Raw genomic sequence first — 23,011 nt, forward strand, 5'->3', positions numbered from 1 at the left:
TGACAGGAACATTGCATTCCTGCCAATTTTAACTAATTCATTCTATATTAAAAATCAAATTTCAATCCTAAATTATAACGCGCTTGGTAATACTCAACCTGTTTAGTATGCGACTCTACACCTTGATAATAACGTAACGGCTGATTGGTTAAATTATTTGCTTCTGCAAAAACACGAATCTTAGGTGTAATTTTAAATGCTGCATTAGCATCTACAAAAAGTTGTTTATCATAATAACTATCATTGTATTCATTAGAACCTAATTCATCTAAATAATCTGAAGTGAAATTAGTCGAAACCCTAGCCGAAAAACGTTTGTTTTCCCATGACAATGATCCATTAAACATATGTGGAGATGTTCCCGGAAGGCTTATATTACGTCTTTCATTTCCTTCTGCATCAGCAATACCTTTGGCTGTAGATTTTGTGTAAGTATAGTTTAAATAAATCCCGAATCCTTTTAAAAATGGACTTGTAAAGAAATCTAACTGACGCTGAAATGCTACTTCAAATCCAAATACATCTACATTATCACCATTTCTTTGTTGTATAAGTGTCCAATTATCTCCCGCTGGAATTGGATTTTGTTGGTTAGGAAAATCCGCAGCAAACTTTGCAGTTGTATATTGATTATCACTATAAGTATAAATAAAATCATTTAGGTTTTTATAGAAAACACCTGCAGAAATTAAACCAACCGATTTAAAATAATTCTCGGCCATGAAATCATAGTTATAAGAATAAGTCGCTTTAAGATCTGGATTACCAGCTAATATCTGAGAATCGGCAGCAATATTATTGATATAAGGAGCCAAAGCATAATAATTTGGTCTTGCTAAAGCTGTTGTAGCAGCAGCTCTCAACACTAAATCTTTGGTCGCATTATACTTAAACGAAATCCCAGGCATTACGTTTGTATAAGAATTTGTCGTGTTTATCTTTCCTTCTAACTCTTCTTCGTCCAGAACACGATTACCAGTATAATCAATATGCGTATTCTCTACACGGAAACCTAAAATCATAGATAATTTATCATTAAAATCCTGATCCCATCTTACATAAGCAGCATAAATATTTTCTTTGGCTTGGTAATTTACAGTCAAAAACTCAGCTGGATTTAATTCTTTATTAAACAAAGCAGGATTATTTAAATCTAAACCTCCCAAATACGAATTAGAAACAAACGTTCCCGGTACGTATTTACTCCCTGGATTAAATCCGTTTCCGTCATAATAACTAGTTTGAACATCAGCCAAAGTTTCCATTCCGCTTATTGGCTCGTAAGAATAGAAAATATTATCTCTCGATTTCTCTTTCATTCTTAATCTAAGTCCTGTTCTTAATCTTCCTTTTTCCGAAGGGATAATTGAAAAAGGAAACCTGATATTTACTTTAGCTCCAAATTCACTTTCCTTAGTTTCATCTGTATTTTCGGTAGTCGAATCAAATTTAAATTTATCTAAAGCTTCGCCAGTTGCTGTAACCAAAGGGAACTCTAAATCAGATAAATCTTGTGTTGTATTCAATCCTTTCTGACGGTATTCGATATAACGTTCTTGAGGACGGTATTCTCTTGCTGTCGAATAATTTGCTGACCAATCAAGATCTAAACTAGAATTTATTAAATGTTCTCCACGCAATGCATAGTTCTGCACACGCTGATCTTCGAGTCTTCTGTTTTTATTGCGATTATTATCAACACCACCTTTTGTCTGGCGCTTTACTCTCCCTGTAAAACCAGTAATTTGTTCACCATTATAAATAGGTTTCATATCATCATAAGTCGTTCTATAACGATTCTCTCTATCATCTCTCCAGTTATAAATTCCGTTAAAAAAGATGGTATTGTTTTCATCAAATTTATAATCTAAAGCTAGAGCTGCACTTCGGCGAATACGCTGCACATCATATTTTCTGATTTCTGATTTACTCAAAAATTCATTCCCAAATTTATCTTTAGTCCAAGCAGCTTCGACATTATCCGAACCATAATCTACATTATTATAAGAACCACTTACAACTGCTCCAAGTTTATCATCAAAAAAGCGATTTCCATAAACTAATCCTGCTGTATAAATAGGTTTATCTCGTATTGGCGCATAACCTCCCGCTACTGTAGCCGAGATTCTTTCGCCATTAGGAGTTGCTCTGGTAATCAGGTTTACAGAACCCCCGATAGCATCTGCATCCATATCTGGCGTAAGTGTTTTATTCACCTCGATTGTCGTAATCATATCCGATGGGATAAGATCCATTTGTACATTTCTGTTATCGCCTTCGGCAGATGGAATACGATCTCCGTTTAAAGTCACAGAATTTAATGAAGGAGCCAAACCTCTAATAATGATGTTTCTTGCTTCACCTTGATCATTCTGCATAGTAATACCTGGTACACGCTTTAAGGCATCTCCAACATTGGCATCAGGAAAACGCCCCATTTGATCAGCCGAAATAACATTTCCGATATTCTTATTCGTTTTTTGTTGGTTTAAAGCTTTTGCTTGTCCTTTCAGGATATCACCTACAACAACTTCGTTTAATTCTGTCCCCGAAGATTTAAGAGCAAAATCTATCACAGCATTTTTCCCATCAGCAATAACTACATCTTGGATATTCTCTGTATATCCCATGTATTTTACTTTTACCTGATAAGATCCCGACATTACATTAAGCAATTCGTATCTTCCGTTATAATCAGAAATAGTATATTTATTCTGACCTACAATTTCAATCATTGCTCCTGGTAAAGGCAGTTTGTCGTCTGCATCCAATACTTTCCCAGAAACAATTCCTTTTTGAGCATAACCTACTAAAGTTATTAAAAAGAGAACTAATACTAAACAATTTTTTTTCATTTTGGTTTTGGTTGTTTTTCTATAATGCGAAACTAGTTGCTGCATATTAACTATACCTCCTGAAAAATTTAACATATCGTTATGCTTCTGCTTTTTAAGCCTATTTCTTTTACTTAAAAATAACATAGCCCCTTGAAAATATTGATTAAAATTAACATTACCAACGGTTGAAAGTGCTATCAAAACCACATTTGAAAAACTAAAATAGTGACATAACCAAAAACATATCAACTATTTACCTCAATATTAATTTTTTGGCGTTAAATTTGCCTTATCAATCAATCAAAAACAATCAATCATGTTGAAACAATTTTTTATCCTTTGCTCAGGAGCAGATAAAAATCTCCTCGAGGACTGTTCAGAAAGTGAACAAACCAAATATGTTGGTATTGGAGCTACCGTTTTCTTTACCGCAGTAATGGCATTTATTGCAAGTGCATATGCCTTATTTACCGTTTTTGACTCTGTATATCCTGCTATGGCTTTTGGATTTGTGTGGAGTTTACTTATTTTTAACCTTGACCGCTTTATTGTATCTACAATAAAAAAAAGAGACCGTGTTTGGGATGAATTCCTGCAAGCGACACCTCGAATTATTCTGGCGGTTATTATCGCAATCGTAATTTCGAAACCATTAGAAATTAAAATTTTTGAAAAGGAAATCAACACCGTTTTATTAAAAGAGAAAAATGCTATGGCTCTTGCCAATAAAAAAGAAGTTGGTAATTATTATAAATCCGATTTAGACAAGAACAAAGCCGAAATAGCTGGATTAAAAGCCGATATCCTTAAAAAAGAAAAAGAGGTAAATGACTTATACTCAACTTACATCACTGAAGCCGAAGGTACAGCAGGCTCAAAACGATTAGGAAAAGGTCCTGTTTATAAAGAGAAACGTGACAAACACGATGCTGCTTTAAAAGAATTTGCTACGCTAAAAACCGAAAATGAGGCAAAAATAGCCGAAAAGGAAAAAGTAGCAAAAACACTCCAAGCCGATGTAGATAAAAAGGTAACTGAAACACAACCTATCATTGATGGTTTTGATGGCTTAATGGCGCGAATAAACGCATTAAACAAGTTACCTTGGATTCCATCTTTCTTTATTATGCTTTTGTTCCTTGCCATAGAAACATCTCCTATAATAGCCAAATTATTATCTCCGAGAGGAGAATACGATTTTAAACAGGAAGAGCTGGAAACAGCATTAAAAGCTACTCTGGAACAAAATAAATACCAACGTAGTTTATTAGTAAAAACCAGCGCTGCAATGCACGACAAAGTTTATGAAGATATAGCACAAGATAAACAGTTATACGACCTACAACGAAAGAAAGCTACCGAACTCCTGGAACTACAAGCACATAGTTTTGTAGAAAAGCAGAAAGCGACTTTATAAGAGTTTAACCGTAAAGATCGCAAGACTTTAAAACGCAAGGTTCGCAAAATTTCATAAAAAAACCAACATTTATAATGTTGGTTTTTTTATGCTTTTTTTCTTTGCGCCCGTTGCGTGGGACTTTCTGAACTTCGCGGTTAAATGCTACATATAACTCAAAATCTCTTTTTTGAATACATCATATTCTCCTTGCATAATCAATCCGTTGTCTAATAACTTCTTGTAATTCTGTAATTTTTCAAAAAGCTCATCTTGCGACATATCACTTAATCTTCTCTCGCCTGTTGCGAATGAAGTTTCTTGAATTGGTTCGTTATAAATCGGCGCTGCCGGCATAATCTCAGCATAGTTCGTTACTTCTTCAGTTTCGATTTCTTCTACTACTTCCTCTTCCTCTACAGGTTCAACTTCTTCTGGTTCTGCAACCTCAGCAACTGGAGTTGGAGCAGCTACAACCGGGTTTTTAAGTATATCCAATTGTTCTTTTGCGTAAGTGAAAATTTTTCTTGCCTGAATTTTAGGAATATAATCTATAGAAAACTGAATATCTGTTTTTGTAGAAAAAGAAAACTCTGATCCAAGAATATTTTCTTTTACAAAAGTCCCAACGATATCATCCCAGGTATAATCTGTAAAATCCATTGACAGCCCTAAATTTTTAGGCTTACATACAATGATTCGTTTGTTTGTTACTACAATGCTATCAGGAAAAACAGTAATTGCCGGTTTTTTTTGAACTGCAATGTATCCAATCTCTTCTCCTCTCATTAATAAATCATTGAGCTTAGAAGTGATTTTTTCAATCGCTTTTGGGTCTTGTTCTTCGTTTAAAAACTTTTTAAATTGTTCTTTCATATTTTATAAGTTGCTAAGTTACAAAGTAACTGAGTTGCTAGTTTTTTCTCTTATGTTGCAAATGTAATGCCTAATTTTCTAATTCAATAATTTCATTCTGAATTTTCTTTGTCAAACTTTTGAAAACCAAATCATACGAATGGTCTATAAGTTCTTTTATAAAAGCCGTAGGCAAATCTCCGTTCATCGTAATAGTATTCCAGTGTACTTTACTCATATGATACCCTGGTTTTATATCATCATATTCGGCACGCAATTCCTGAGCACGCTCCGGATCACATTTTAAATTTACCGAAGGAATGTTTTTTTCCCATTGGGTCAAAGAGGACAATGCAAACATTTTTCCGCCAACTTTAAACACCAAAGTTTCTTCATCAAAAGGAAAATGCTCTGTAGCTCCTTTTTTAGAAAGACAATATTCATAATACGTTTCTAAATTCATATCATTTCTTATTTACCAATTTCTTCCGAAAAATATTTAAATTTTGGTTGTCAGGAACCCACTTTTTACCTCATCAGAAGAAAGCTCTTTTTTGTTGTGGGTTTCACCTAAATGTGTGTACTTAAAACCTGTTTCATACTTTAATCCATAACCAAAAATACGATCCATCGAAGCATGAGAAAATAAAATAACTCCAATAAGCTGTACCGCTTCTAACTTTAAATAGCAGCCTAAAATATAAACCAAAACAGCAATTCCTCTATGATGGAATATATTATATAAAAAAGCACCAACTTTAGCATTTATTACATAACCTAGCATAGAAAAATCGGGCACTAAAATCCATACCAGAAACCACCACCACTGATAATCTAATAGGCTAAACAAATATATTCCGAGAACAAATAAGCCTAACTCTTCTAGTTTTATAACTGTTTTCATAATACCACTTTTTCCATCATTTTCTCAGGACTTTTTAATGCTGTAAACCCAAATTTCTTATATAAAAAATGAGCATCTGTCGTTGCCAATCTCCATATTTTAACCTCTTTTAATGCAGGTTCATTTATCATTCGTTCTATTAAAACAGACGAATACCCTTTTCCTCGATGTTCTTCGGTAATAAAAACATCCATTACATAAGCAAAAACCACATAATCGGTGATAACACGGGCAAAACCGATTTGTTTATCATCCAGAAAAATCCCAAAACAAAACGAATTGTCAATCGTAGTCTGAACTTCTTCCATTGTACGACCCGCGGCCCAATAAATATCTTTTAAGAAATGCTGAATAAACGGAACGTCTAATTTGTTTTTATCAGTGCTAACTATAATCATTTTGATTGTCGATTTTAAATTAACGATTTTAGATTTTAGAAGGATAAGAAATCTTTGATCCTTAGTCAAAAATATTAAATTAACCCATTGGATGTAATCCATAAAGTTTTTATTTAACACATAGGAACATAGATTTTATGTGCAAAAAAGAGAATAAAAAGAAATACATTTCTTTCACATAGCTAGCTTTGCGCATTAAAACAAGTGAAACGCCTTTTTTTGAGAATACAAAATCTATGTTCCTATGTGTTAAAATTAATTACAATCAACGGATTAAATTATATAAAATAGGTTTGGATGGACTTGCATCATTTTCAAACGATGCAATTTGCAAATTCAATATATAACTTCCGTCCTTTATTTCGTCATCAACATAAATCATTTCGGTAATTGTAGCATTCAATCTTGCATCTGCATTAAGTTTATTCACGTCTTTTACATTCCAGAATGCTTTGTGTGCTAATAATTTCCCTTCATCATGTTCTTTATCTACACTTGGCAAATCAATTAACAAATGTTGTATTCCGCTTTCGCGTATGAAAATCGCTGCCTCTTCCGACAAATAAGGAGGATTCGTATTCGAATATTTTGCAGCTTTTTTCGACTTTGAGTTTGGTTTCGTCCTGATAATTATTGCTTCCGGAGCTGTCCCATTGAGCGAATCCCGATAGCTATCGGGAGAAATCATCATGGCTTTTCGAACTTGCGCCTTAGTAATCACCAAATCTTCCCCTTGAACTTCTGGTTCAACCGAAACTAATTCGGCCAAAAAGAAAAACGTTTTTAGAGATTGATTAATACTATAAAATTCTCGTGTAATATGTCCCAGGCATTCGGTATGAGTACCATGTCCGTGCGGATTAAAGAAAATATTATTAAAGTTGGTAGATGATTTCCCTTCCGAAACCTTCCCTATCCAATCGCCAAAAACTACTGGCTCGATTACTGGTTTTTCGATATACCACGCAATCGGGTTTTCATCTGTATTTGTAAGCGGAATCGAAATATCGATAGGTTTTGATAAATCGATTTTATATTTATTGTCAATGAGTGCTTTCATATTCTTAAGCATTTTTTTTAACCGCAAGGTTCGCAAAGGTTTTACGCAAAGGTCGCTAAGTTTTGTTTCTTTGCGTTCATAGCGTAAAACTTAGCGACCTTTGCGGTTGAACATATCATCCAAATTTAAAGCAATGCTTCGGGATTTGCAATATTTGTTGGATTGCTATTGATATAATTAATTACATTCTCAAAAGCTTTCTCAAAATAAAGTTCGTAGCTGTTTTTCTCGACATAACCTATATGAGGCGTACAAACAACATTTGGCATTTTCAGCAATTCAAAATCTACATCATAAATAGGTTCTTCTTCATAAACATCTATTCCTGCAAATCCTGGTTTTCCGTTTTTAAGCGATTTTAATAAAGCTCCTTTTTCTATTAATTCGGCTCTTGCAGTATTAATTAAAGCTGCGTTTGATTTCATTAAACTTAAATCGGTTTCCTTAACAATCCCGAAGGTACTTTCATTAAGCCTAAGATGTAATGTGATGATGTCACTTTGCGAGAAAAATTCTGCTTTAGAATCTGCTTTCTGGAATCCATCAGCAACAGCTTGGCTCCTTGAATTTTCACTTCCCCACACCAAAACCGTTGCTCCAAATACATTTGCATATTTAGCTATTTGTTGGCCTATTTTTCCATAACCCCAAATACCAATTGTTTTACCTCTAATAGTCGAACCAATATTAGTCTGCCATTTTCCTTCTTTCATTCCCTGAATAGCCTGCGGAATCTGACGAACTGTATTCATTATTAATGCCCATGCAAGTTCAGATGGAGCTACAGGCGAACCAATACCTTCTGCAACTGCGACTTTATATTTTGTACACGCAGCAATATCAAGGTGATTGGACTTTTTTCCTGTCTGACTTATGAGTTTCAATTTAGGTAATCTCGAAAGCAAGTCGGCTGAAATCTCTGTTCTTTCCCTAATTAAAACTATAATTTCGGAGTCTTTTAATAACTCCGCCAACTTTGAATTGTCTTTTTCGGTATGGTTAAGAATTGTAACATCCAATCCTTTCAACATTTTGAAAGATTCTAGTTTTGCAACTGCATTTTGATAATCATCTAATATGGTAATTTTCATTATCTTATTTGTATTTAACCGCAAAGGTCGCAAAGGTTTTACGCAAAGGTCGCAAGGTTTAACAATGCTAGGCTATTGCAAATTATTTACTACTCTACGGATTCCATTTTTTATTAAAACAACATTAAAATTTATAAGTAAACCTAACTTACAGTTTGTTAATTTTAAATAAGTCAATAATTGAGCAAAGTGAATATCATTTAAAGCATCTACAGATTTTATCTCTAAAATTAATTTATTTTCTACAATAATATCTAATCGATAACCAATATCCAATTTAACTTCTTCATAGATTAAAGGTAATGCTTTTTGTTTTTCAACTACTAAACCTGTTTTTTTCAATTCATAAAACAAACACTCTTCATAAGCACTTTCTAAAAGTCCAGAACCCAATGATTGATGTACTTTTAATGCGCAATCGAATACAATTTTAGACAATTCATTCTCTGTCATAAGTTTTTATTTAGCCGAAAAGGGTACAATCCCATCCCTACATTTCGGGATTAGGATACGCAATTTTCTTAATATTAGATAACGTAAATCTAATATTTAAATCGCTGAAAATAAAACTATTCTTACAATAAGGCGCGCCTAACAGTTAAAAACATAAAGCGTTGTAACATTTGTGTATCCCGAAGCTTCGGGATTGTGAACCTTTAAGTTAAAAACGTTTGCGATCTTTGCGTAAAACCTTTGCGCCCTTTGCGGTTAAATCTCTAATATAAATTTAAATAAAATAAATCACTAGCAATTCCATCAGTCAGGAATTTTCCTTTTGGTGTTGGTTTTAGAATATTATTTTCAATTGAAACCAATTCATCATTTAGAAACTTCTCTGCTTGTTTTTTTAGATAAACTAGATAATCGGTTCCAAATTCATTTTCGATTCTATCTAGTGAAACACCCCAAATGGTTCGTAATCCGGTCATAATATATTCATTATAACGGTCGGATACCGAGAGAACTTCTACTTCATTTGGCAATTGATTATCCTGAATTGATTTGAGATAAAGTGAATTGTTAGAAATATTCCAACTTCTGGAAACCCCATCATAACTGTGTGCCGAAGGCCCGACACCAATATATTTTTTACCCAGCCAATAAGCCGAATTGTTTTTAGAAAAGTAATTCTCTTTTCCGAAGTTTGATAATTCGTAATGAATAAAACCGTTTGCTTCAAGCGTTTCTACCAAAATCATAAAATGAGCCGAAGCCACTTCGTCATTTGGTTTAGCAACTTTACCTGTTTGTATTAATTTACTCAAAGCTGTTTTGGGTTCAACAGTCAAAGCATAACTCGAAATATGCGGGATTCCGAAACTTAATGCCGTTTCGATATTATGTTTCCATTTTTCGTTGCTCATTCCCGGAACGCCGTATATTAAATCCAAAGAAATATTATCGAAGTATTTAGTTGCTTCTTCCAGACATTTTTTGGCTTCCACCGAATTATGGGCACGGTTCATCATCTTCAAATCATCTTCAAAAAAAGACTGAATCCCTATACTCAAGCGGTTTATCGGACTTATAGACAATTCTATTATTCTGTCTTTCGATAAATCATCTGGATTTGCTTCGAGTGTAATCTCAGGGTTATCGACAACTTTATAATTTTTATAAACTTCTGAAATTAAAAAATTTATTTCGTCATTACTCAGAACAGAAGGAGTTCCGCCACCGAAATAAATGGTTTCAATTTGATTTTCATTTCCTTTGGAGTCGAGAAGTTCAAACTCATTTTTGCGCATGGCTATTTCTTTGGCAATAGCCAAAACCATGTCTTCTTTCTTCTTCATCGAAGTCGAAAAATGAAAGTCACAATAATTACAAGCCTGCTTGCAAAAAGGAATATGAATGTAGATACCGGACATATATTAGATAATTAGGATAATGTGTCAATTAGATAATGTGATAGTTAATCACTAATAGGTTAATAAACTAGAAAATTAAATATTCGTAATGCAAGAATTATCTAATTTTCTAATTAACACATTATCTCATTTTTTTACTCGTTCTTCATTTTGTTTTACAAATGCATCCCAACCTGTGTAACTCTTTGTTCCGATTACTTTTCCTGAGTTGAAAAAATGACAAACGGCAGCAGCTAATCCATCAGTACTATCTAGATTTTTAGGCAATTCTTTTAATCCTAAAAGCTGCTGAAGCATTTTAGCAACTTGCTCTTTACTAGCATTTCCGTTACCAGTAATTGCCATTTTTATTTTTTTAGGTTCATATTCCGTTATCGGAATATCTCTCGAAAGTCCAGCTGCCATTGCAACTCCTTGTGCTCGTCCTAACTTAAGCATCGACTGAACGTTTTTACCAAAGAAAGGAGCTTCAATTGCGATTTCGTCTGGATGATGCGTTTCGATTAATTCGATGGTACGTTCAAAAATGATTTTTAGTTTCTGATAATGATTGTCATATTTAGACAATTGCAATTCGTTAAGCTGCAAAAATTCCATTTTTTTATTGACGATTTTTATCAATCCAAAACCCATTATCGTTGTTCCTGGGTCGATTCCTAATATGATGCGTTCTTTTGTCATTATTTTTCAATTCAAATAAGAGAATTTATTTTCAACTTCAGCTTTAGAAATATTCTCTTTAATTATTTGATTTTTATTGTTTACTATCGAATATTTACCCTTTTGCAAAACATAAAATTCAGTTTCTTTCTTTTTTGAGAAGAAGCTGAAATCTGTATAGATTTTTTCATAAACAAAAGGAATTATTGTTTTGTTTGTAATAGTTATTACGCCATATTTACCACTCTTAGATAGAATAATTATATTATCGTTGTGGTAAAATAAACTATCGTAAATAATTGGAATGACTACTTTTCCCTCTTTAGTAATCAATCCTTTTTTATTGTTTTTTGTTACAAAATGATAGTTGGAACCTGGACCATATTCGACCCAATTTGACATTTCACTGTACTCAAATGGAATAATAATTCTTCCCATTTTATCTATAACACCATATTTATCATTTTGCTTTGCGATAAATCTATTTGCATCATAATGGCAAGGTGATAAATCTTGATAATCAAATTTTAATACTATTCTCAAGTTCTTATCAAGTATTCCTGCTTTTTGATTTTTATTAATAATGAAGTAATCTATATCTTTCCATGTATATATATTGTCATTATCAATAGGATAAACAATCTTGTTATTAGAACCAATTATACCAAATTTTCCTTTGTATTTAACAATAGTATTATTATCTCCGTGAAAATCCTGAATCTCATCGTAAATACTCGGAATCAATGTTTTTCCAGCATTATCAATTACACCATAAAGTCCACTTAAACTTTTAATCTGGTAAATCTTTTTATATTTATTCTCTAACTTACAACCATCAAAATGAAAATCTTTTATTTGGTCTGCTACTTTATTTCCTTTTTCATCAAATAGTACAAAATAATTATTTTTTTGTCCAGCAAAAATATCTGATTCGTTATAATATTCTGTTGGATGTTCTATTGTATCATATTCTGTTTTAATAATTTCCTTACCAAATTCATTTATAATTCCGTAATGATGTTTTTTAGACACAATAGCTAATCTATTTTGATTGAACCCCTCTCCATAATCATATTTCCCGAAAGGAACGAGTTCTTTTAAATTTTTATCTAAATATCCTGTTTGCCCATTTTTCCTAACTAAAACTAATCCATTTTTCCAAAAAGTACTTCCATCTTCTCCGTTTAAATTAATTTTGGATGTAGTGATTTCATCATATATAAAATCTGTTTTTTGTTTTCCAGTATAATCAAAAAAAGCCCATTTTCCTTTTTTCTCCAAAGTAACTAAACTGTCAAATGTAGCCTCATCAGCATTTTGATAAATTATCGGAATTATTTCTTTTCCATTTTTATAGATAAAACCATAAAGATTATTTCTCTTAACCAGTGCTAATCCTGTTTTTTGGAAATAACTTTCATTATCAAATTGAATTGGAATTATAATTTTTCCTTTTCGATTAACGTATCCAAATTGATTATTTTTTTTTACGAAAGCCAATTCTTGTGAAAAAACACCTATATCATCATATTCAAAAGGAATAATTATGTTTTCATGAATATCAATATAACCATGTTTATTTTTTAATTCAGCTAATATCATTCCTTTATCATCAATTGGATTTAAGAATTTATATTTTCCTAACGGAATGATAGGGTTTCCCTTTTCATCGTTGTATCCCCAAGAATTCTCTCCCATAATTCTAACATACATTTTAGGTTGATTTTTAATATCAACTTTATTACATGAATTAAATAGAAGTAATAATAGAAATAATTTAAGGGGTAATTTTATCATATTTTGAGGCGTAAAATTGTCGGTTTTAATCATTGAAACGAATATCATTCATTTTCAAATTTTCAAATTGCCACATTTTCAAATTGATTACTTTTGCAGCATGATTTCAATTCCTCACAAAGCTAAACAATTCCTTGTTCTTGTAATCAAACTTTTGATTGTAGGTGGCGCATTTTACTTTATTTATAATCAACTTGCACAGAATGACAAACTAGATTGGCAAAAGTTTCTAATTTTATTCAAAAAGAACCAATCGGTTTCGGGGATTGCTTTCATTTTATTGTTTAGCGTTTTAAATCGGTATTTCGAAATCCTAAAATGGCAAAACCTGGCTCAGGTAATCCATAAAATATCGGTATCTGAAGCTACAAAACAAGTTCTTGGGGCTTTAACAGCTGGTCTTTTTACGCCAAACGGAATTGGGGAATATGCTGGAAAAGCATTGTTTTTTGATAAAAAAGACACTAAAAAAGTCGTATTCTTAAACCTGATTTGCAACGGAATACAAATGGTTCTAACGGTTATATTTGGTATTTTTGGCTTGATGTATTTTAACTCAAAATACAATGTGATTACGCCAACAACGGTTGCTTTACTTTTCGGACTTCTATTTATTCTATTTCTTGTGGTTTTTCTATTAAAAAAGATAACAATCAAAGGATATTCTATCGAAAGGCTAATTCATAAGATTAACGAAATTCCAAAACCGATTCATCAAAGAAATATTCTTTTAGGAATCTGTCGCTATCTTGTTTTCTCACATCAATATTATTTTTTGTTTCTGGCTTTTGATGTCGACTTACCTTACTTTACAATGATAGCTACAATCTCGGCTGTTTATTTCTTAGCTTCATCTCTGCCTACCTTTCAGTTTTTGGATTTTGCTGTAAAAGGAAGTGTTGCTGTATATTTCTTCGGAATTCTTGGTGTAAACGAATGGATCGTGATTTTTATATCCACCTTAATGTGGTTTTTAAATGTGGTTTTACCAGTGGTTATTGGAAGTTATTATGTCTTAAATTTTAAAACTAAAACCGCTAAATAATGGTAATTCTGCATGCCATAATACTAATCTATTGTCTTGTTATAGCTTGGCTTAGTTATGGTTTTACCAAAATTAAGAAATATCAATCTGCCGAATTATCTCCTAAAACACGTTTTACGATTGTTGTTCCTTTTAGAAACGAAACAGAAAATTTACCGACTCTTTTAAATAGTATTTCGAGATTAAATTATCCTATCGAACTATTTGAAGTGATTTTAGTTGATGATGATTCTGAAGAAGCATTTTGTATTCTGTCTCAGAAATTTAGTATTCGAATAATTGAGAATATTCGTGTTTCAAATTCTCCTAAAAAAGATGCTATTACTACAGCTATGCAACATGCATCGACGGAATGGATTATTACAACCGATGCCGATTGCATTGTTCCTAAAAACTGGCTACAAACTCTAGACAATTATATCCAGCTTCATGATGTTTCGATGATTGCTGGCGCGGTTACGTACGAATGTGATAATTCATTTTTGGATCATTTCCAGCAATTGGATTTAACGAGTTTACAAGGTGCAACAATTGGAAGTTTTGGTATAAACAAAGGTTTTATGTGCAATGGTGCTAATTTTGCTTATACTAAATCCTTATTTGAAAAACTAAATGGTTTTGATGGTAATAGCAAAATTGCCAGTGGCGATGATGTTTTTTTATTACAAAAGGCAATTGCAGCGTTTCCAGAACAAGTACATTATTTAAAATCTGAAGCTAATATTATAATTACAAAGCCAACTCCCGATTGGGAAAGCTTGTTTTATCAGCGGGTTCGTTGGGCAGCTAAAACGGGTTCGTACCAAAGTACGTTCGGGAAATTATTGGGTATTATTGTTTTCCTTGCCAATTTAAGCGTTATTATAACTTGGATTATATTTCTAGCACTTCAAATAAACTACATTCATCTTCTGAGTATATTAATTCTGAAATTTATACTAGACTGGGTCTTGCTTTATCAAACCAATTCATTTTTGACCGGAAAGCAAATGCGTTTCTTTATTCTCTCGAACTTATGGTATCCGTTTTTTAGTACTAGTGTTGCTTTATATAGTTTATTAGGGAGTTATGAATGGAAAGGAAGACAGTTCTCTAAGTAATATTCTGATGAAAATGACAGCTCTAGCCCTGATGGAAGCGGCATCCTTTTTATTTTTTCTTTAAAAATGAAAAGATATAGCGGACAGCAGGAATAGCTTCTAAATAATTTTTCTGTTTCTGAAAATCAATCCTGCAAAAGTTAGCGCCAAAAACATGGAGGAAATTGCACTTACAACTACACTCCCTATTTGTTTAAATGTCATTCCTAATGCAAATCGTATACTTAGGATTATTACCGCAATACCTATTACAGAAAACCAATATTTAAGATTGACTTTATTATGTTCTTCAATTCGTACAGGCAATTTATAGATATAAAAAAGAATTAATACCATCCCAATTAAAGAACTTAAATGCTGAGCGATTTTATAAACAGGAATTGAATATAACTCTCCTCCCAAAAAGTGTATTCTTTGTACAAAATACCCATTTATATGTGTGAATGAATCCCAAAATATATGAGAAAAAATTCCTAATATAAATGAGACTATAACAATCCAGATATTAGATTTAAAGTAATTTAACCAGTTGCTTTCTTTAAGAACATATAATCTTTCTTTAATAAAATCAGGCAAATTGGCTATTAATGGTCTTTTTATTATTTGATGAAATAAGAATGCTACTAAAACACCTAAAGGAATATCTACCAGAAACACTCCTAAAAAAGTATGCCCGATATCGCCTTGCATTTTCATTCTGAAAAAATATTCTAAATCGGGAGACATAGACCCAATTACCAAAGCTGTTGCTGAGAGTTTTTTATTCTTTAAAAATGGCAGAACAATAGCTGGGTGCGAAAAAGTAAATGGCACTACTTATTCTACTTTTAGAATTACAGGTAGTATAAATTGTGTTTTTACAGGAATTCCGCGTTTAATAGCTGGATTTACTTTTGGAAAATCGACTAAACGGGCGCGTAAAATGCTATCAATTTTTACTGTATCGTAAGCCACTGAATCTTTTGGGAACTGAGGTTCGAATTTCATTGTGGCATTTGGAAAAATTGTCACTTTTACTTCGATAGTATCTAGTTCTGGATAAAGTATTGCAAGGGTGTCACTGCTTAGTTTTTGCTGGATAAGTTGTGTCATTATCTCGAAGAAACATTGTTGACGTTGCTTTTTATTTTCAATTTTCTCGCAATCGACCACAGATGGAAACTCATCGACTTCTTTCCAGTTAATCGATTTTAACTCTTTTTGCAATAATTCTTTTTCAGAAGGAACCTGCTTCTCAAAATATTGACAAGAGTTAAATAAAAAGATTATTAATAAAAGGGAAAACTGCTTCAAGGATTTGATTTTGAATTAAACTATTAATTTATAAAAATACAATTATTTTTTTTGAGAAGCTTTGTATAATAAATAATCTTCATAGCTTTCTGATAGCCACTCTTCTTTATTTTTTGCCGCAATCTCCTTTTGAGCAGGATATAAACTAGCCAATCGGTCAGAGAAAGTAGCAATTTGTACTGTATAATTATAAAACTGTGTTTTAGTTAAAACTACATTTGGATTGCTTTTAGTTTTAAAAAAATCAAAAAAAAGTGCATCAAAATCTTTCATTGAAAAATTTAATACTTTTTTCTTATTACTTTTATAGATGCTATCCTGAAGTAATCTATCGTCTATTGAAAGTTTTTTAGTTTGTGCATACGTACTTGTATTGATTGAAAAAATCAAGGAACAAAACAATACAAATTGCAAAAATCTAAACATGGACGAATCTAACTAAAGGATTGTAGGCGCAAAATTACAAAAAATTTATATGGATTCACTATTATTGTTACTCGGCTTTATATACATGATTGTTGGTATTTTAGGTAGTTTTTTACCTGTTTTACCCGGAATAAGCCTTAGTTGGATTGGTTTATTATTGCTTTATATGACAAAAGTTGTCTCAATGAATTATTGGGTTTTAGGCATTACACTTGCTGTAACAATCATCATTTCTGTCCTAAACTATATCATTCCCGCCAAAGGAACTAAGAAATTTGGCGGAAGTACTTATGGAGTCTGGGGGACTAATATCGGTTTGGTCGTTGGTATTTTTGCCCCAATTCCGTTTGGTTTTATTATTGGCCCATTTGCAGGAGCGTTTATCGGAGAATTAATCTACGATTCTAAAGATCATAATCGCGCGCTAAAAGCTGCAACAGGCTCTTTTATTGGCTTTCTGGCATCGAGTTTTATAAACTTTATGCTTTGCATTATATTCTTCGGACTTTTCCTTACGATTGTATGGCAAAATCGCGCTGGACTGTTCTGAATTTAGAAACTATTCCAAACTCGGTTTTTAAAAACATCAAATGTTTGTTTTAAATGCTGATTGATTCCTAACAAGACTACAACAATTAATAATCCGTACCCAACAGCGGTGAAAATCTCCATATTTGATAACAGAATAGATTGCTTGGTTACTGAACCTAAAATTTGTTTCATCGCCAGAAGATTAGCCTCGTCTGGATTAAAACCTTTACTCAGGAAGCTTTGTGCTGTTTGTGCGATTCTGCTTTGCGTTTCGGGATTTTCGGGCGCAATAAACTGTGTCAGTTTTGTAAAGTGTGATTTCTGAAAAAACTTCTCTGCATTTTGCATAATACAAAACCCAATTGTACTTCCCCAAAAACGCCCTGAAACTCCAATTGCTCCAGAATATGGCGCTAAACCTGTAGGAACCGATGACATTGTAAATAAAACCAACGGCACAAACAAAACTCCTACTGCAACTCCTTGCAAAATATACGGTATTGCCATTGCCGATAATGAAATATCGGACACAAAAAGAAACGTAAACCATAAGTGGAATACAGCAAGAATAAAAAACCCGAGCATAAAGATATATCTCGAAGCTACTGTTTTTGCAAGAAATACTGCCGCCAAAACCATCCCGATTACATTACCTATTACATTAAGAAACTGAATATGCGCCACACGCGATGGCTCCCAGTTCCAAACACTAAACATTGTACTATGACAAATATTAAGTGTTGCTCTACCGATATAAAAAAGGAAAAACAACAAGAAACCGATTCTTAGATTGGCATATCGAAAAACATTTAAATCAAAACAAGGTCGTTTTACGTGCAATTGTCTAAAAATAAATAAACCGGTCGAAATTAATGATGCAATTAATGCAAATCGGATTTCGAAAGATTCAAACCAATATTTTTTCTCGGCATATACAAAGAAATATGCTCCGCATAATATGGCAATCAGCAATAAAACAAAACTTGTCCAGTCTATTTGATACAGAGGAATTTTTCGATGGAGACGACTATCATTAAACGTTATCATTATTAATAAAACGCAAATAATCTGGAATAATGCCGAACCATACGCCATGTATCTCCAATCGTAATTTTCTAAAAGCCAAACAGCAATATTCATTATAAAAGGTGATGATAATAGTAGCGCCCCATAATTAAAGGTGAAGCCAATTATAATTGCATTTTTAGATTTAAATCTGGTAATTAATAACTGCCTTAACGGAACTCCAGGTAATGCCATTAGGAAACCTTCGGCCATTCTTATCATTATAAACAATGAAAAGTTCTTTACATAAGCCGACAACATTATAGTAATGGCTACCAAACAAAATACCGCAATCAGATATTTTTTAGTGGGGAAAAATTTAGAAAATCGGCTTTCTATTAATATTGTGGCAAGTAAAGTCCCGTAAGTAACGCACATAGAGAATTGCAAGTCCTCTGGTTCTATATCTAGAAAACTTGATGCATAAGTAACATTTGATGAGTAAACTCCCAACAAAATCATGGAATGCAACATGCAAAAAAACAAGATTACAATGATTGCCCAATTAGGAACCCATGATTTAAAAACGCTTGTATTGTCTAACATTATGTTATTTGTGTTCGGCTACTACAGTTATATTCATTCCGGCACGAAGGAAATCCGTTTGCTCGCTTGTGTCTTTTAATTTTATTCTTACTGGGATTCTTTGTTCTATCTTGATAAAATTTCCCGTGGCATTATCTGGCGGCAATAACGAAAATCGTGCGCCACTGGCTGGAGATAATGAAGTAACTACCCCTACAAATTCTTTATCATTAATCGCATCTGCGTGTATCTCTACCTCTTGACCGATAGTTAAGAACTGAACTTGAGTTTCTTTAAAGTTTGCTGTAATCCATTTTTCTTTACTCACCATCGACAACAAAGTCTGTCCTTCTTTTATCATTTGTCCTGGCTGAATTGTTTTTTTAGCAACCCATCCGTCATAAGGCGCAGTGATTACTGTGTACGAAAGAAACAAAGCAGCATTGTCTGCCAAAGCTTGTTTGGACTGAATTACTGTTTGTGCAGTAGGTACATTTGCTGCAGCTTGAGATGTATTTAAAGTCGATGATTCGATTCGGTTACTCATTTCCTGATAATGTGCCTGAGCCGATTCGTAATCTGCTTTTACCTTCTCTAATTGTTGTTCGGTTGCAGCTTCTTCTTTTACCAAAGCTTTGTATCGTTGGTACTCTAATTGTGTTTTCCAAAGATTGGTTTTGGCTGCAGCCAATTGTGACTTTCCAATTGTAGTTGCACTTGCGGTTGTTGCCACATTTTTCTCAACAACAACGCTATTTCTTTTAGCACTTTCTACATCTGCCAAAGCCACATCTAGTCTTGATTTATACTCGCGATTGTCTATAACTAATAAAGTATCTCCTTTATGCACAAACTGATTTTCTTCATAGCGAACTTCCTGAACGTACCCAGTAATCCTGGACATAATAGGTGTAACATATTGTTCAACCTGAGCATCATTGGTTTCTTCGTGATTTTTATTAAAAACATAAAACCAAATTCCCAAAACGATTCCGCTTAAAACAAGCACACATGCAATAACAGTTATCAATGTATGAAACGACTTACTAGCTCTTGTTTCATTTTTTATCTTTACCATAAAATTCTATTCTCTTTTTAAAATTCAATTATTTTAATAATCCTGCAGTATGAAGCAATTCATAATGTTTCATTTCAGCATCAATTCTCGTTGCGATTTTATTATATTTTGCTTGCAGCAACGCATTATCAGCATCGACCATTTCGGTGATCAGAACCAATTGATTCAGGTATTTTAACTTAACAATACGATAATTCTCGGTTGCTAATTTTAATGCTTTATCGACAACTTTAATCTTCTCCGTGATTTCTTCATATTGCGTATGATTTCTAAATAATTCATCCTGAACTTTATTCTTTACAATTTCCGATTGGGTTTTCTGTAATTCAATTCTAGAATTTGCAATATGTACTTTGGTTTTATTTTTATATAATCCCGACAAACTAAATGTAGCTTCGATACCAACTTGCCCTAGACTATACAAATAAGGATTTGGTGGAAAGAACATATAATTGGGATATTTTAAATTATAATCTCCAAAGAAATTTATCGTTGGATAATAATTTCCTTTTGCCAATTTCAATTCTGTCTTCTTGATTTCGATTTCCTGATTTGCAATTCGCATCTCTTCATTTTGAAGTGTATTATTTAAATAGAAATTGTAATTATCCATCTTTACATCTTCATTAAAACTTGCAGTTGTATCAATCGCTATTTCTTGTTCTTCGGGTAACTGAAGAATTGTTTTTAATTCGTGAAGTGCTATTTTGATATTTTTAGAGTTTGTCAAGGCATTCAATTCACGATCCGAAAGTTGAAGCTCTGCTCTTAAAACTTCATTCTTGGTAATTGTACCGTGGTTCTTTAAGGATTGAACTTCTTTAAGTCGGCTTTGTTCTTCTTTAATATTTTCATCAATGATTTTTTGAAGTTCCATCATTTTCTGAATTCCCAAATAAGTAGCAATCACTTCTAACTGAATATCATTTTCAGCTTTTTCGCTTTTTACCTGAGCAATCTTACTTTCCTGATTAGCAATTGCGATAGCATTGTTTATCTTATTTCCAGCATATAGTGGCACTTTAATAGCCGTTCCTATATTATACATCTCTGGAATTGTATGGGTTACATCTTTATCTTTTAGAAACCCACCTTTAAACTCTGTTAAGTTTGTAACACGAGAATAACCTCCATTAAAATCTATTTCAGGCAAACGAAGTTCTTTGGTTTCTTTGATATTCTCTTTAGAAATATCGACTTCGATGCGAGATTTAAGTATGTTTTTGTTGTTTTCTTTTGCAATTTTAATCGCTTCTTGTAATGAAATCGGATTTATTTGCTGAGCTTGTAGTGTAGTTATCCCAAATAAAATCAGGATTAAAGCTATTTTTTTTGGACGATAACACTGTATCGAAAACCATTTTTTAAGGAACATGAAAGTAGTGTGATTTATTCACTGCAAAGTTCTTTCATTTTATAATTGCCTGATAATTCTAAAAAGTCAATAACATATTCATTTCGGACAAATTTTAACAATTGAGTTTTTCATATGGATTTAGTAGCACAAGCCTCAATATTGTCTTTCTGAGGAACGAAGAATCTCCGTTAGTAGCTCGACAAAGATTATGGATATTCTTGTGGTGATTCTTCGTTCCTCAGAAAGACAAGTTTGCGATTCAAAAATCTGCTAAATCTGCAGAATCTGCGTGAAAACATTTTACTCATACTGATTTCGCTAAAAAAAACCAATACCCATAAGTAGATTTCTTTTACAACTTCCCTTTTTTCAGAATGTTTTCTCCATTAAGATAATCAGAAGGCCGCTGTCCTAATATCTTAAAAAACGTATTGCTAAATGTTGGCACACTACTGTATCCTACTTCTTGAGCTACTTCTTTTACAGATAATTTTCGATCAAGCAACAATTCAATTGCTTTTAATACTCTTCTGATTGTATAATATTGAATAAAAGACATTCCTAAATCTTTCTGAAACAAACGATATAAAGACTTCTCGCTATATCCAAATTGATGTGCAACTTCTCCAAACAGAATCGTTTCTCCTAAATTGTTTTCAACATAACGCAAGATTTTACTCAAGCGAGCATCTTTAGGTAGAGGCAATTCTAGTGGTAAATTGGTTAAACAAATTTGAGGTAATATTGCTTTGATAGCTTTAGCAATCACAAAATTCGGGCTTCCCTTTTTAAGATCACCATTCCATTGATTCGTAAAAAGCATCATCTGAAGCAGTAAATTATTAACTGGATAGATACCTTCTTTTTGATAAAAAACATCTTCATCTTTCTCTACAGGAAAGTATAAATTTCGCATCATCACGTTTTCAGACTTTGGATGAATGCTGTGTTCAATTCCACTTGGAATCCATATAAAATGTCTTGCTGGTAAAAAATACGTTTTGGTTTCAGTTGTTACAAATACAACATCGCCTTCCGTATAAAGAAATTGTGCTTTATTATGTTTATGTGTAGGAACATATAATTCCCCCATCAAATCATGATAACAATAAATACTTTTTTTATCAGTATCTACCGTTTTAATATAGTACTTATGTTCTTTATGAATTGAATGTTCCATTGTAGTACGTGTATATCGACAGACTTTTTGCGATATATAAATATAAGGAAGATAATTAAGCGGAGTGGAATTACTATAAAATAAAAAAGCCTTTCCGTTAAGAAAGGCTTTTTCTAATATTGCGGTCTGGACGGGACTCGAACCCGCGACCCCATGCGTGACAGGCATGTATTCTAACCAACTGAACTACCAAACCAACTCGCTTTATTGTGGGGCAAAAGTACAACAGAAGTTGTGATTCTACAAGCTTTTTTCGTGTTTTTTAAACAAAAAAAATCGTTATTTTTTTAATCCATTGATTTCTATTAAAGTAGAAAATACTATTTTCCCATCATATAAATAATACTAGGGCAGATATCCTCTTTTTAACGCATAATTGGAATAAACGTATTTGAAATTTGGTTTTCATTACCTATTTAGGATCAAGAACAAAACCTGGGGAGGAATGTCAAAATAAAATAAGAACTTTGTAATCTAAGAATTTGAGATGACTCCTATAGACCTTTTAAAATTTATGCTGCCTGATTTTTTAGTAGAACACT

General features: G+C 32.6%; 22 protein-coding genes and 1 tRNA gene. 4 read left to right on the forward strand and 19 right to left on the reverse strand.

Annotated features, from left to right (window positions below):
* Positions 1-47: 47 nt before the first annotated feature.
* Positions 48-2,855 (reverse strand): TonB-dependent receptor, encoded by a 2,808-nt coding sequence (locus SHI72_RS10870; RefSeq protein WP_323489964.1) that lies wholly within the window; start codon positions 2,853-2,855, stop codon positions 48-50.
* A gap of 298 nt (positions 2,856-3,153) precedes the next feature.
* On the opposite strand from SHI72_RS10870, the gene SHI72_RS10875 reads away from it, so the two are divergent.
* The gene (locus SHI72_RS10875; RefSeq protein ID WP_039116835.1) at positions 3,154-4,254 is read left to right on the forward strand and encodes a DUF4407 domain-containing protein; all 1,101 of its coding nucleotides are present in this window, start codon (positions 3,154-3,156) and stop codon (positions 4,252-4,254) included.
* 144 nt (positions 4,255-4,398) lie between these two features.
* On the opposite strand, the gene SHI72_RS10880 is transcribed toward SHI72_RS10875, so the two are convergent.
* The 10 genes from SHI72_RS10880 to SHI72_RS10925 form a co-directional block, all read right to left on the reverse strand.
* The gene (locus tag SHI72_RS10880; RefSeq protein ID WP_323489965.1) at positions 4,399-5,109 is read right to left on the reverse strand and encodes a PH domain-containing protein; all 711 of its coding nucleotides are present in this window, start codon (positions 5,107-5,109) and stop codon (positions 4,399-4,401) included.
* Between the two features lie 70 nt (positions 5,110-5,179).
* Positions 5,180-5,551 carry an MmcQ/YjbR family DNA-binding protein gene (locus SHI72_RS10885; protein ID WP_039116833.1) on the reverse strand — a complete coding sequence of 124 codons (372 nt, stop codon included), beginning with the start codon at positions 5,549-5,551 and terminating at the stop codon, positions 5,180-5,182.
* A 36-nt stretch (positions 5,552-5,587) separates the two neighbouring features.
* Positions 5,588-5,992, reverse strand: coding sequence for a DUF4260 domain-containing protein (locus SHI72_RS10890; protein WP_323489966.1), 405 nt, complete (start codon positions 5,990-5,992; stop codon positions 5,588-5,590).
* The gene (locus SHI72_RS10895) at positions 5,989-6,390 is read right to left on the reverse strand and encodes a GNAT family N-acetyltransferase (RefSeq protein ID WP_323489967.1); all 402 of its coding nucleotides are present in this window, start codon (positions 6,388-6,390) and stop codon (positions 5,989-5,991) included. Before SHI72_RS10895 ends, SHI72_RS10890 begins: the two co-directional genes overlap by 4 nt.
* Before the next feature lie 265 nt (positions 6,391-6,655).
* Positions 6,656-7,450: a cyclase family protein gene (locus SHI72_RS10900; RefSeq protein ID WP_323489968.1), complete on the reverse strand. Its 795-nt coding sequence runs from the start codon at positions 7,448-7,450 to the stop codon at positions 6,656-6,658.
* A gap of 125 nt (positions 7,451-7,575) precedes the next feature.
* On the reverse strand, positions 7,576-8,541 hold the full coding sequence (locus SHI72_RS10905; protein WP_323489969.1) for a D-2-hydroxyacid dehydrogenase family protein: 966 nt from the start codon (positions 8,539-8,541) through the stop codon (positions 7,576-7,578).
* 72 nt (positions 8,542-8,613) lie between these two features.
* Positions 8,614-8,994, reverse strand: coding sequence for a GxxExxY protein (locus SHI72_RS10910; RefSeq protein ID WP_323489970.1), 381 nt, complete (start codon positions 8,992-8,994; stop codon positions 8,614-8,616).
* Positions 8,995-9,257: 263 nt separating this feature from the next.
* On the reverse strand, positions 9,258-10,412 hold the full coding sequence (gene hemW, locus SHI72_RS10915; protein ID WP_323489971.1) for a radical SAM family heme chaperone HemW: 1,155 nt from the start codon (positions 10,410-10,412) through the stop codon (positions 9,258-9,260).
* A gap of 126 nt (positions 10,413-10,538) precedes the next feature.
* Complete coding sequence (gene ruvC, locus SHI72_RS10920; protein WP_039116297.1) at positions 10,539-11,093, reverse strand: crossover junction endodeoxyribonuclease RuvC; 555 nt, start codon at positions 11,091-11,093, stop codon at positions 10,539-10,541.
* Positions 11,094-11,099: 6 nt separating this feature from the next.
* Positions 11,100-12,785, reverse strand: a complete 1,686-nt coding sequence (locus SHI72_RS10925; RefSeq protein ID WP_323489972.1) for a WG repeat-containing protein — start codon at positions 12,783-12,785, stop codon at positions 11,100-11,102.
* 184 nt (positions 12,786-12,969) lie between these two features.
* Here SHI72_RS10925 and SHI72_RS10930 point away from each other — a divergent pair, with 184 nt between their 5' ends.
* Both SHI72_RS10930 and SHI72_RS10935 read left to right on the forward strand, forming a co-directional pair.
* Positions 12,970-13,914 carry a lysylphosphatidylglycerol synthase domain-containing protein gene (locus SHI72_RS10930; RefSeq protein WP_086895813.1) on the forward strand — a complete coding sequence of 315 codons (945 nt, stop codon included), beginning with the start codon at positions 12,970-12,972 and terminating at the stop codon, positions 13,912-13,914.
* Complete coding sequence (locus SHI72_RS10935; RefSeq protein WP_416348473.1) at positions 13,911-15,014, forward strand: glycosyltransferase family 2 protein; 1,104 nt, start codon at positions 13,911-13,913, stop codon at positions 15,012-15,014. Before SHI72_RS10930 ends, SHI72_RS10935 begins: the two co-directional genes overlap by 4 nt.
* Positions 15,015-15,113: 99 nt before the next feature.
* On the opposite strand, the gene SHI72_RS10940 is transcribed toward SHI72_RS10935, so the two are convergent.
* From SHI72_RS10940 to SHI72_RS10950, 3 genes are read right to left on the reverse strand one after another with little or no spacing between them, the layout of a single operon-like run.
* A complete protein-coding gene (locus SHI72_RS10940; protein WP_323489974.1) occupies positions 15,114-15,827 on the reverse strand; it encodes a DUF4184 family protein in 714 nt (237 codons plus the stop codon).
* Between the two features lie 3 nt (positions 15,828-15,830).
* A complete protein-coding gene (locus SHI72_RS10945) occupies positions 15,831-16,307 on the reverse strand; it encodes a hypothetical protein (protein ID WP_039116293.1) in 477 nt (158 codons plus the stop codon).
* Positions 16,308-16,349: 42 nt separating this feature from the next.
* Positions 16,350-16,697, reverse strand: a complete 348-nt coding sequence (locus tag SHI72_RS10950; RefSeq protein WP_323489975.1) for a hypothetical protein — start codon at positions 16,695-16,697, stop codon at positions 16,350-16,352.
* An 85-nt stretch (positions 16,698-16,782) separates the two neighbouring features.
* On the opposite strand from SHI72_RS10950, the gene SHI72_RS10955 reads away from it, so the two are divergent.
* A complete protein-coding gene (locus SHI72_RS10955) occupies positions 16,783-17,283 on the forward strand; it encodes a DUF456 domain-containing protein (RefSeq protein WP_323489976.1) in 501 nt (166 codons plus the stop codon).
* A gap of 2 nt (positions 17,284-17,285) precedes the next feature.
* Here SHI72_RS10955 and SHI72_RS10960 read toward each other — a convergent pair whose 3' ends face one another.
* The 5 genes from SHI72_RS10960 to SHI72_RS10980 all read right to left on the reverse strand — a co-directional run bounded on the left by SHI72_RS10960 (position 17,286) and on the right by SHI72_RS10980 (position 22,665).
* Positions 17,286-18,875, reverse strand: coding sequence for an MFS transporter (locus SHI72_RS10960; protein ID WP_323489977.1), 1,590 nt, complete (start codon positions 18,873-18,875; stop codon positions 17,286-17,288).
* Between the two features lie 4 nt (positions 18,876-18,879).
* On the reverse strand, positions 18,880-19,932 hold the full coding sequence (locus SHI72_RS10965; RefSeq protein WP_039116827.1) for an HlyD family secretion protein: 1,053 nt from the start codon (positions 19,930-19,932) through the stop codon (positions 18,880-18,882).
* A 28-nt stretch (positions 19,933-19,960) separates the two neighbouring features.
* Entirely contained in the window at positions 19,961-21,307 is a 1,347-nt protein-coding gene (locus SHI72_RS10970; protein WP_039116826.1) for a TolC family protein, read from the reverse strand.
* Between the two features lie 334 nt (positions 21,308-21,641).
* Positions 21,642-22,469 (reverse strand): helix-turn-helix domain-containing protein, encoded by an 828-nt coding sequence (locus tag SHI72_RS10975; protein ID WP_039116287.1) that lies wholly within the window; start codon positions 22,467-22,469, stop codon positions 21,642-21,644.
* A 122-nt stretch (positions 22,470-22,591) separates the two neighbouring features.
* Positions 22,592-22,665, reverse strand: a tRNA-Asp gene (locus SHI72_RS10980).
* Between the last annotated feature and the right edge of the window lie 346 nt (positions 22,666-23,011).

The organism is Flavobacterium sp. PL02 (genome assembly GCF_035013205.1).
Taxonomy (GTDB): domain Bacteria; phylum Bacteroidota; class Bacteroidia; order Flavobacteriales; family Flavobacteriaceae; genus Flavobacterium.

Bases quoted from the DNA above. Each gene is read 5' to 3' on its own strand.
- SHI72_RS10870 (WP_323489964.1), bottom strand. From the start codon at position 2,855: ATGAAAAAAAATTGTTTAGTATTAGTTCTCTTTTTAATAACTTTAGTA.
- SHI72_RS10875 (WP_039116835.1), top strand. From the start codon at position 3,154: ATGTTGAAACAATTTTTTATCCTTTGCTCAGGAGCAGATAAAAATCTC.
- SHI72_RS10880 (WP_323489965.1), bottom strand. From the start codon at position 5,109: ATGAAAGAACAATTTAAAAAGTTTTTAAACGAAGAACAAGACCCAAAA.
- SHI72_RS10885 (WP_039116833.1), bottom strand. From the start codon at position 5,551: ATGAATTTAGAAACGTATTATGAATATTGTCTTTCTAAAAAAGGAGCT.
- SHI72_RS10890 (WP_323489966.1), bottom strand. From the start codon at position 5,992: ATGAAAACAGTTATAAAACTAGAAGAGTTAGGCTTATTTGTTCTCGGA.
- SHI72_RS10895 (WP_323489967.1), bottom strand. From the start codon at position 6,390: ATGATTATAGTTAGCACTGATAAAAACAAATTAGACGTTCCGTTTATT.
- SHI72_RS10900 (WP_323489968.1), bottom strand. From the start codon at position 7,450: ATGAAAGCACTCATTGACAATAAATATAAAATCGATTTATCAAAACCT.
- SHI72_RS10905 (WP_323489969.1), bottom strand. From the start codon at position 8,541: ATGAAAATTACCATATTAGATGATTATCAAAATGCAGTTGCAAAACTA.
- SHI72_RS10910 (WP_323489970.1), bottom strand. From the start codon at position 8,994: ATGACAGAGAATGAATTGTCTAAAATTGTATTCGATTGCGCATTAAAA.
- hemW (WP_323489971.1), bottom strand. From the start codon at position 10,412: ATGTCCGGTATCTACATTCATATTCCTTTTTGCAAGCAGGCTTGTAAT.
- ruvC (WP_039116297.1), bottom strand. From the start codon at position 11,093: ATGACAAAAGAACGCATCATATTAGGAATCGACCCAGGAACAACGATA.
- SHI72_RS10925 (WP_323489972.1), bottom strand. From the start codon at position 12,785: ATGTATGTTAGAATTATGGGAGAGAATTCTTGGGGATACAACGATGAA.
- SHI72_RS10930 (WP_086895813.1), top strand. From the start codon at position 12,970: ATGATTTCAATTCCTCACAAAGCTAAACAATTCCTTGTTCTTGTAATC.
- SHI72_RS10955 (WP_323489976.1), top strand. From the start codon at position 16,783: ATGGATTCACTATTATTGTTACTCGGCTTTATATACATGATTGTTGGT.
- SHI72_RS10960 (WP_323489977.1), bottom strand. From the start codon at position 18,875: ATGTTAGACAATACAAGCGTTTTTAAATCATGGGTTCCTAATTGGGCA.
- SHI72_RS10965 (WP_039116827.1), bottom strand. From the start codon at position 19,932: ATGGTAAAGATAAAAAATGAAACAAGAGCTAGTAAGTCGTTTCATACA.
- SHI72_RS10970 (WP_039116826.1), bottom strand. From the start codon at position 21,307: ATGTTCCTTAAAAAATGGTTTTCGATACAGTGTTATCGTCCAAAAAAA.
- SHI72_RS10975 (WP_039116287.1), bottom strand. From the start codon at position 22,469: ATGGAACATTCAATTCATAAAGAACATAAGTACTATATTAAAACGGTA.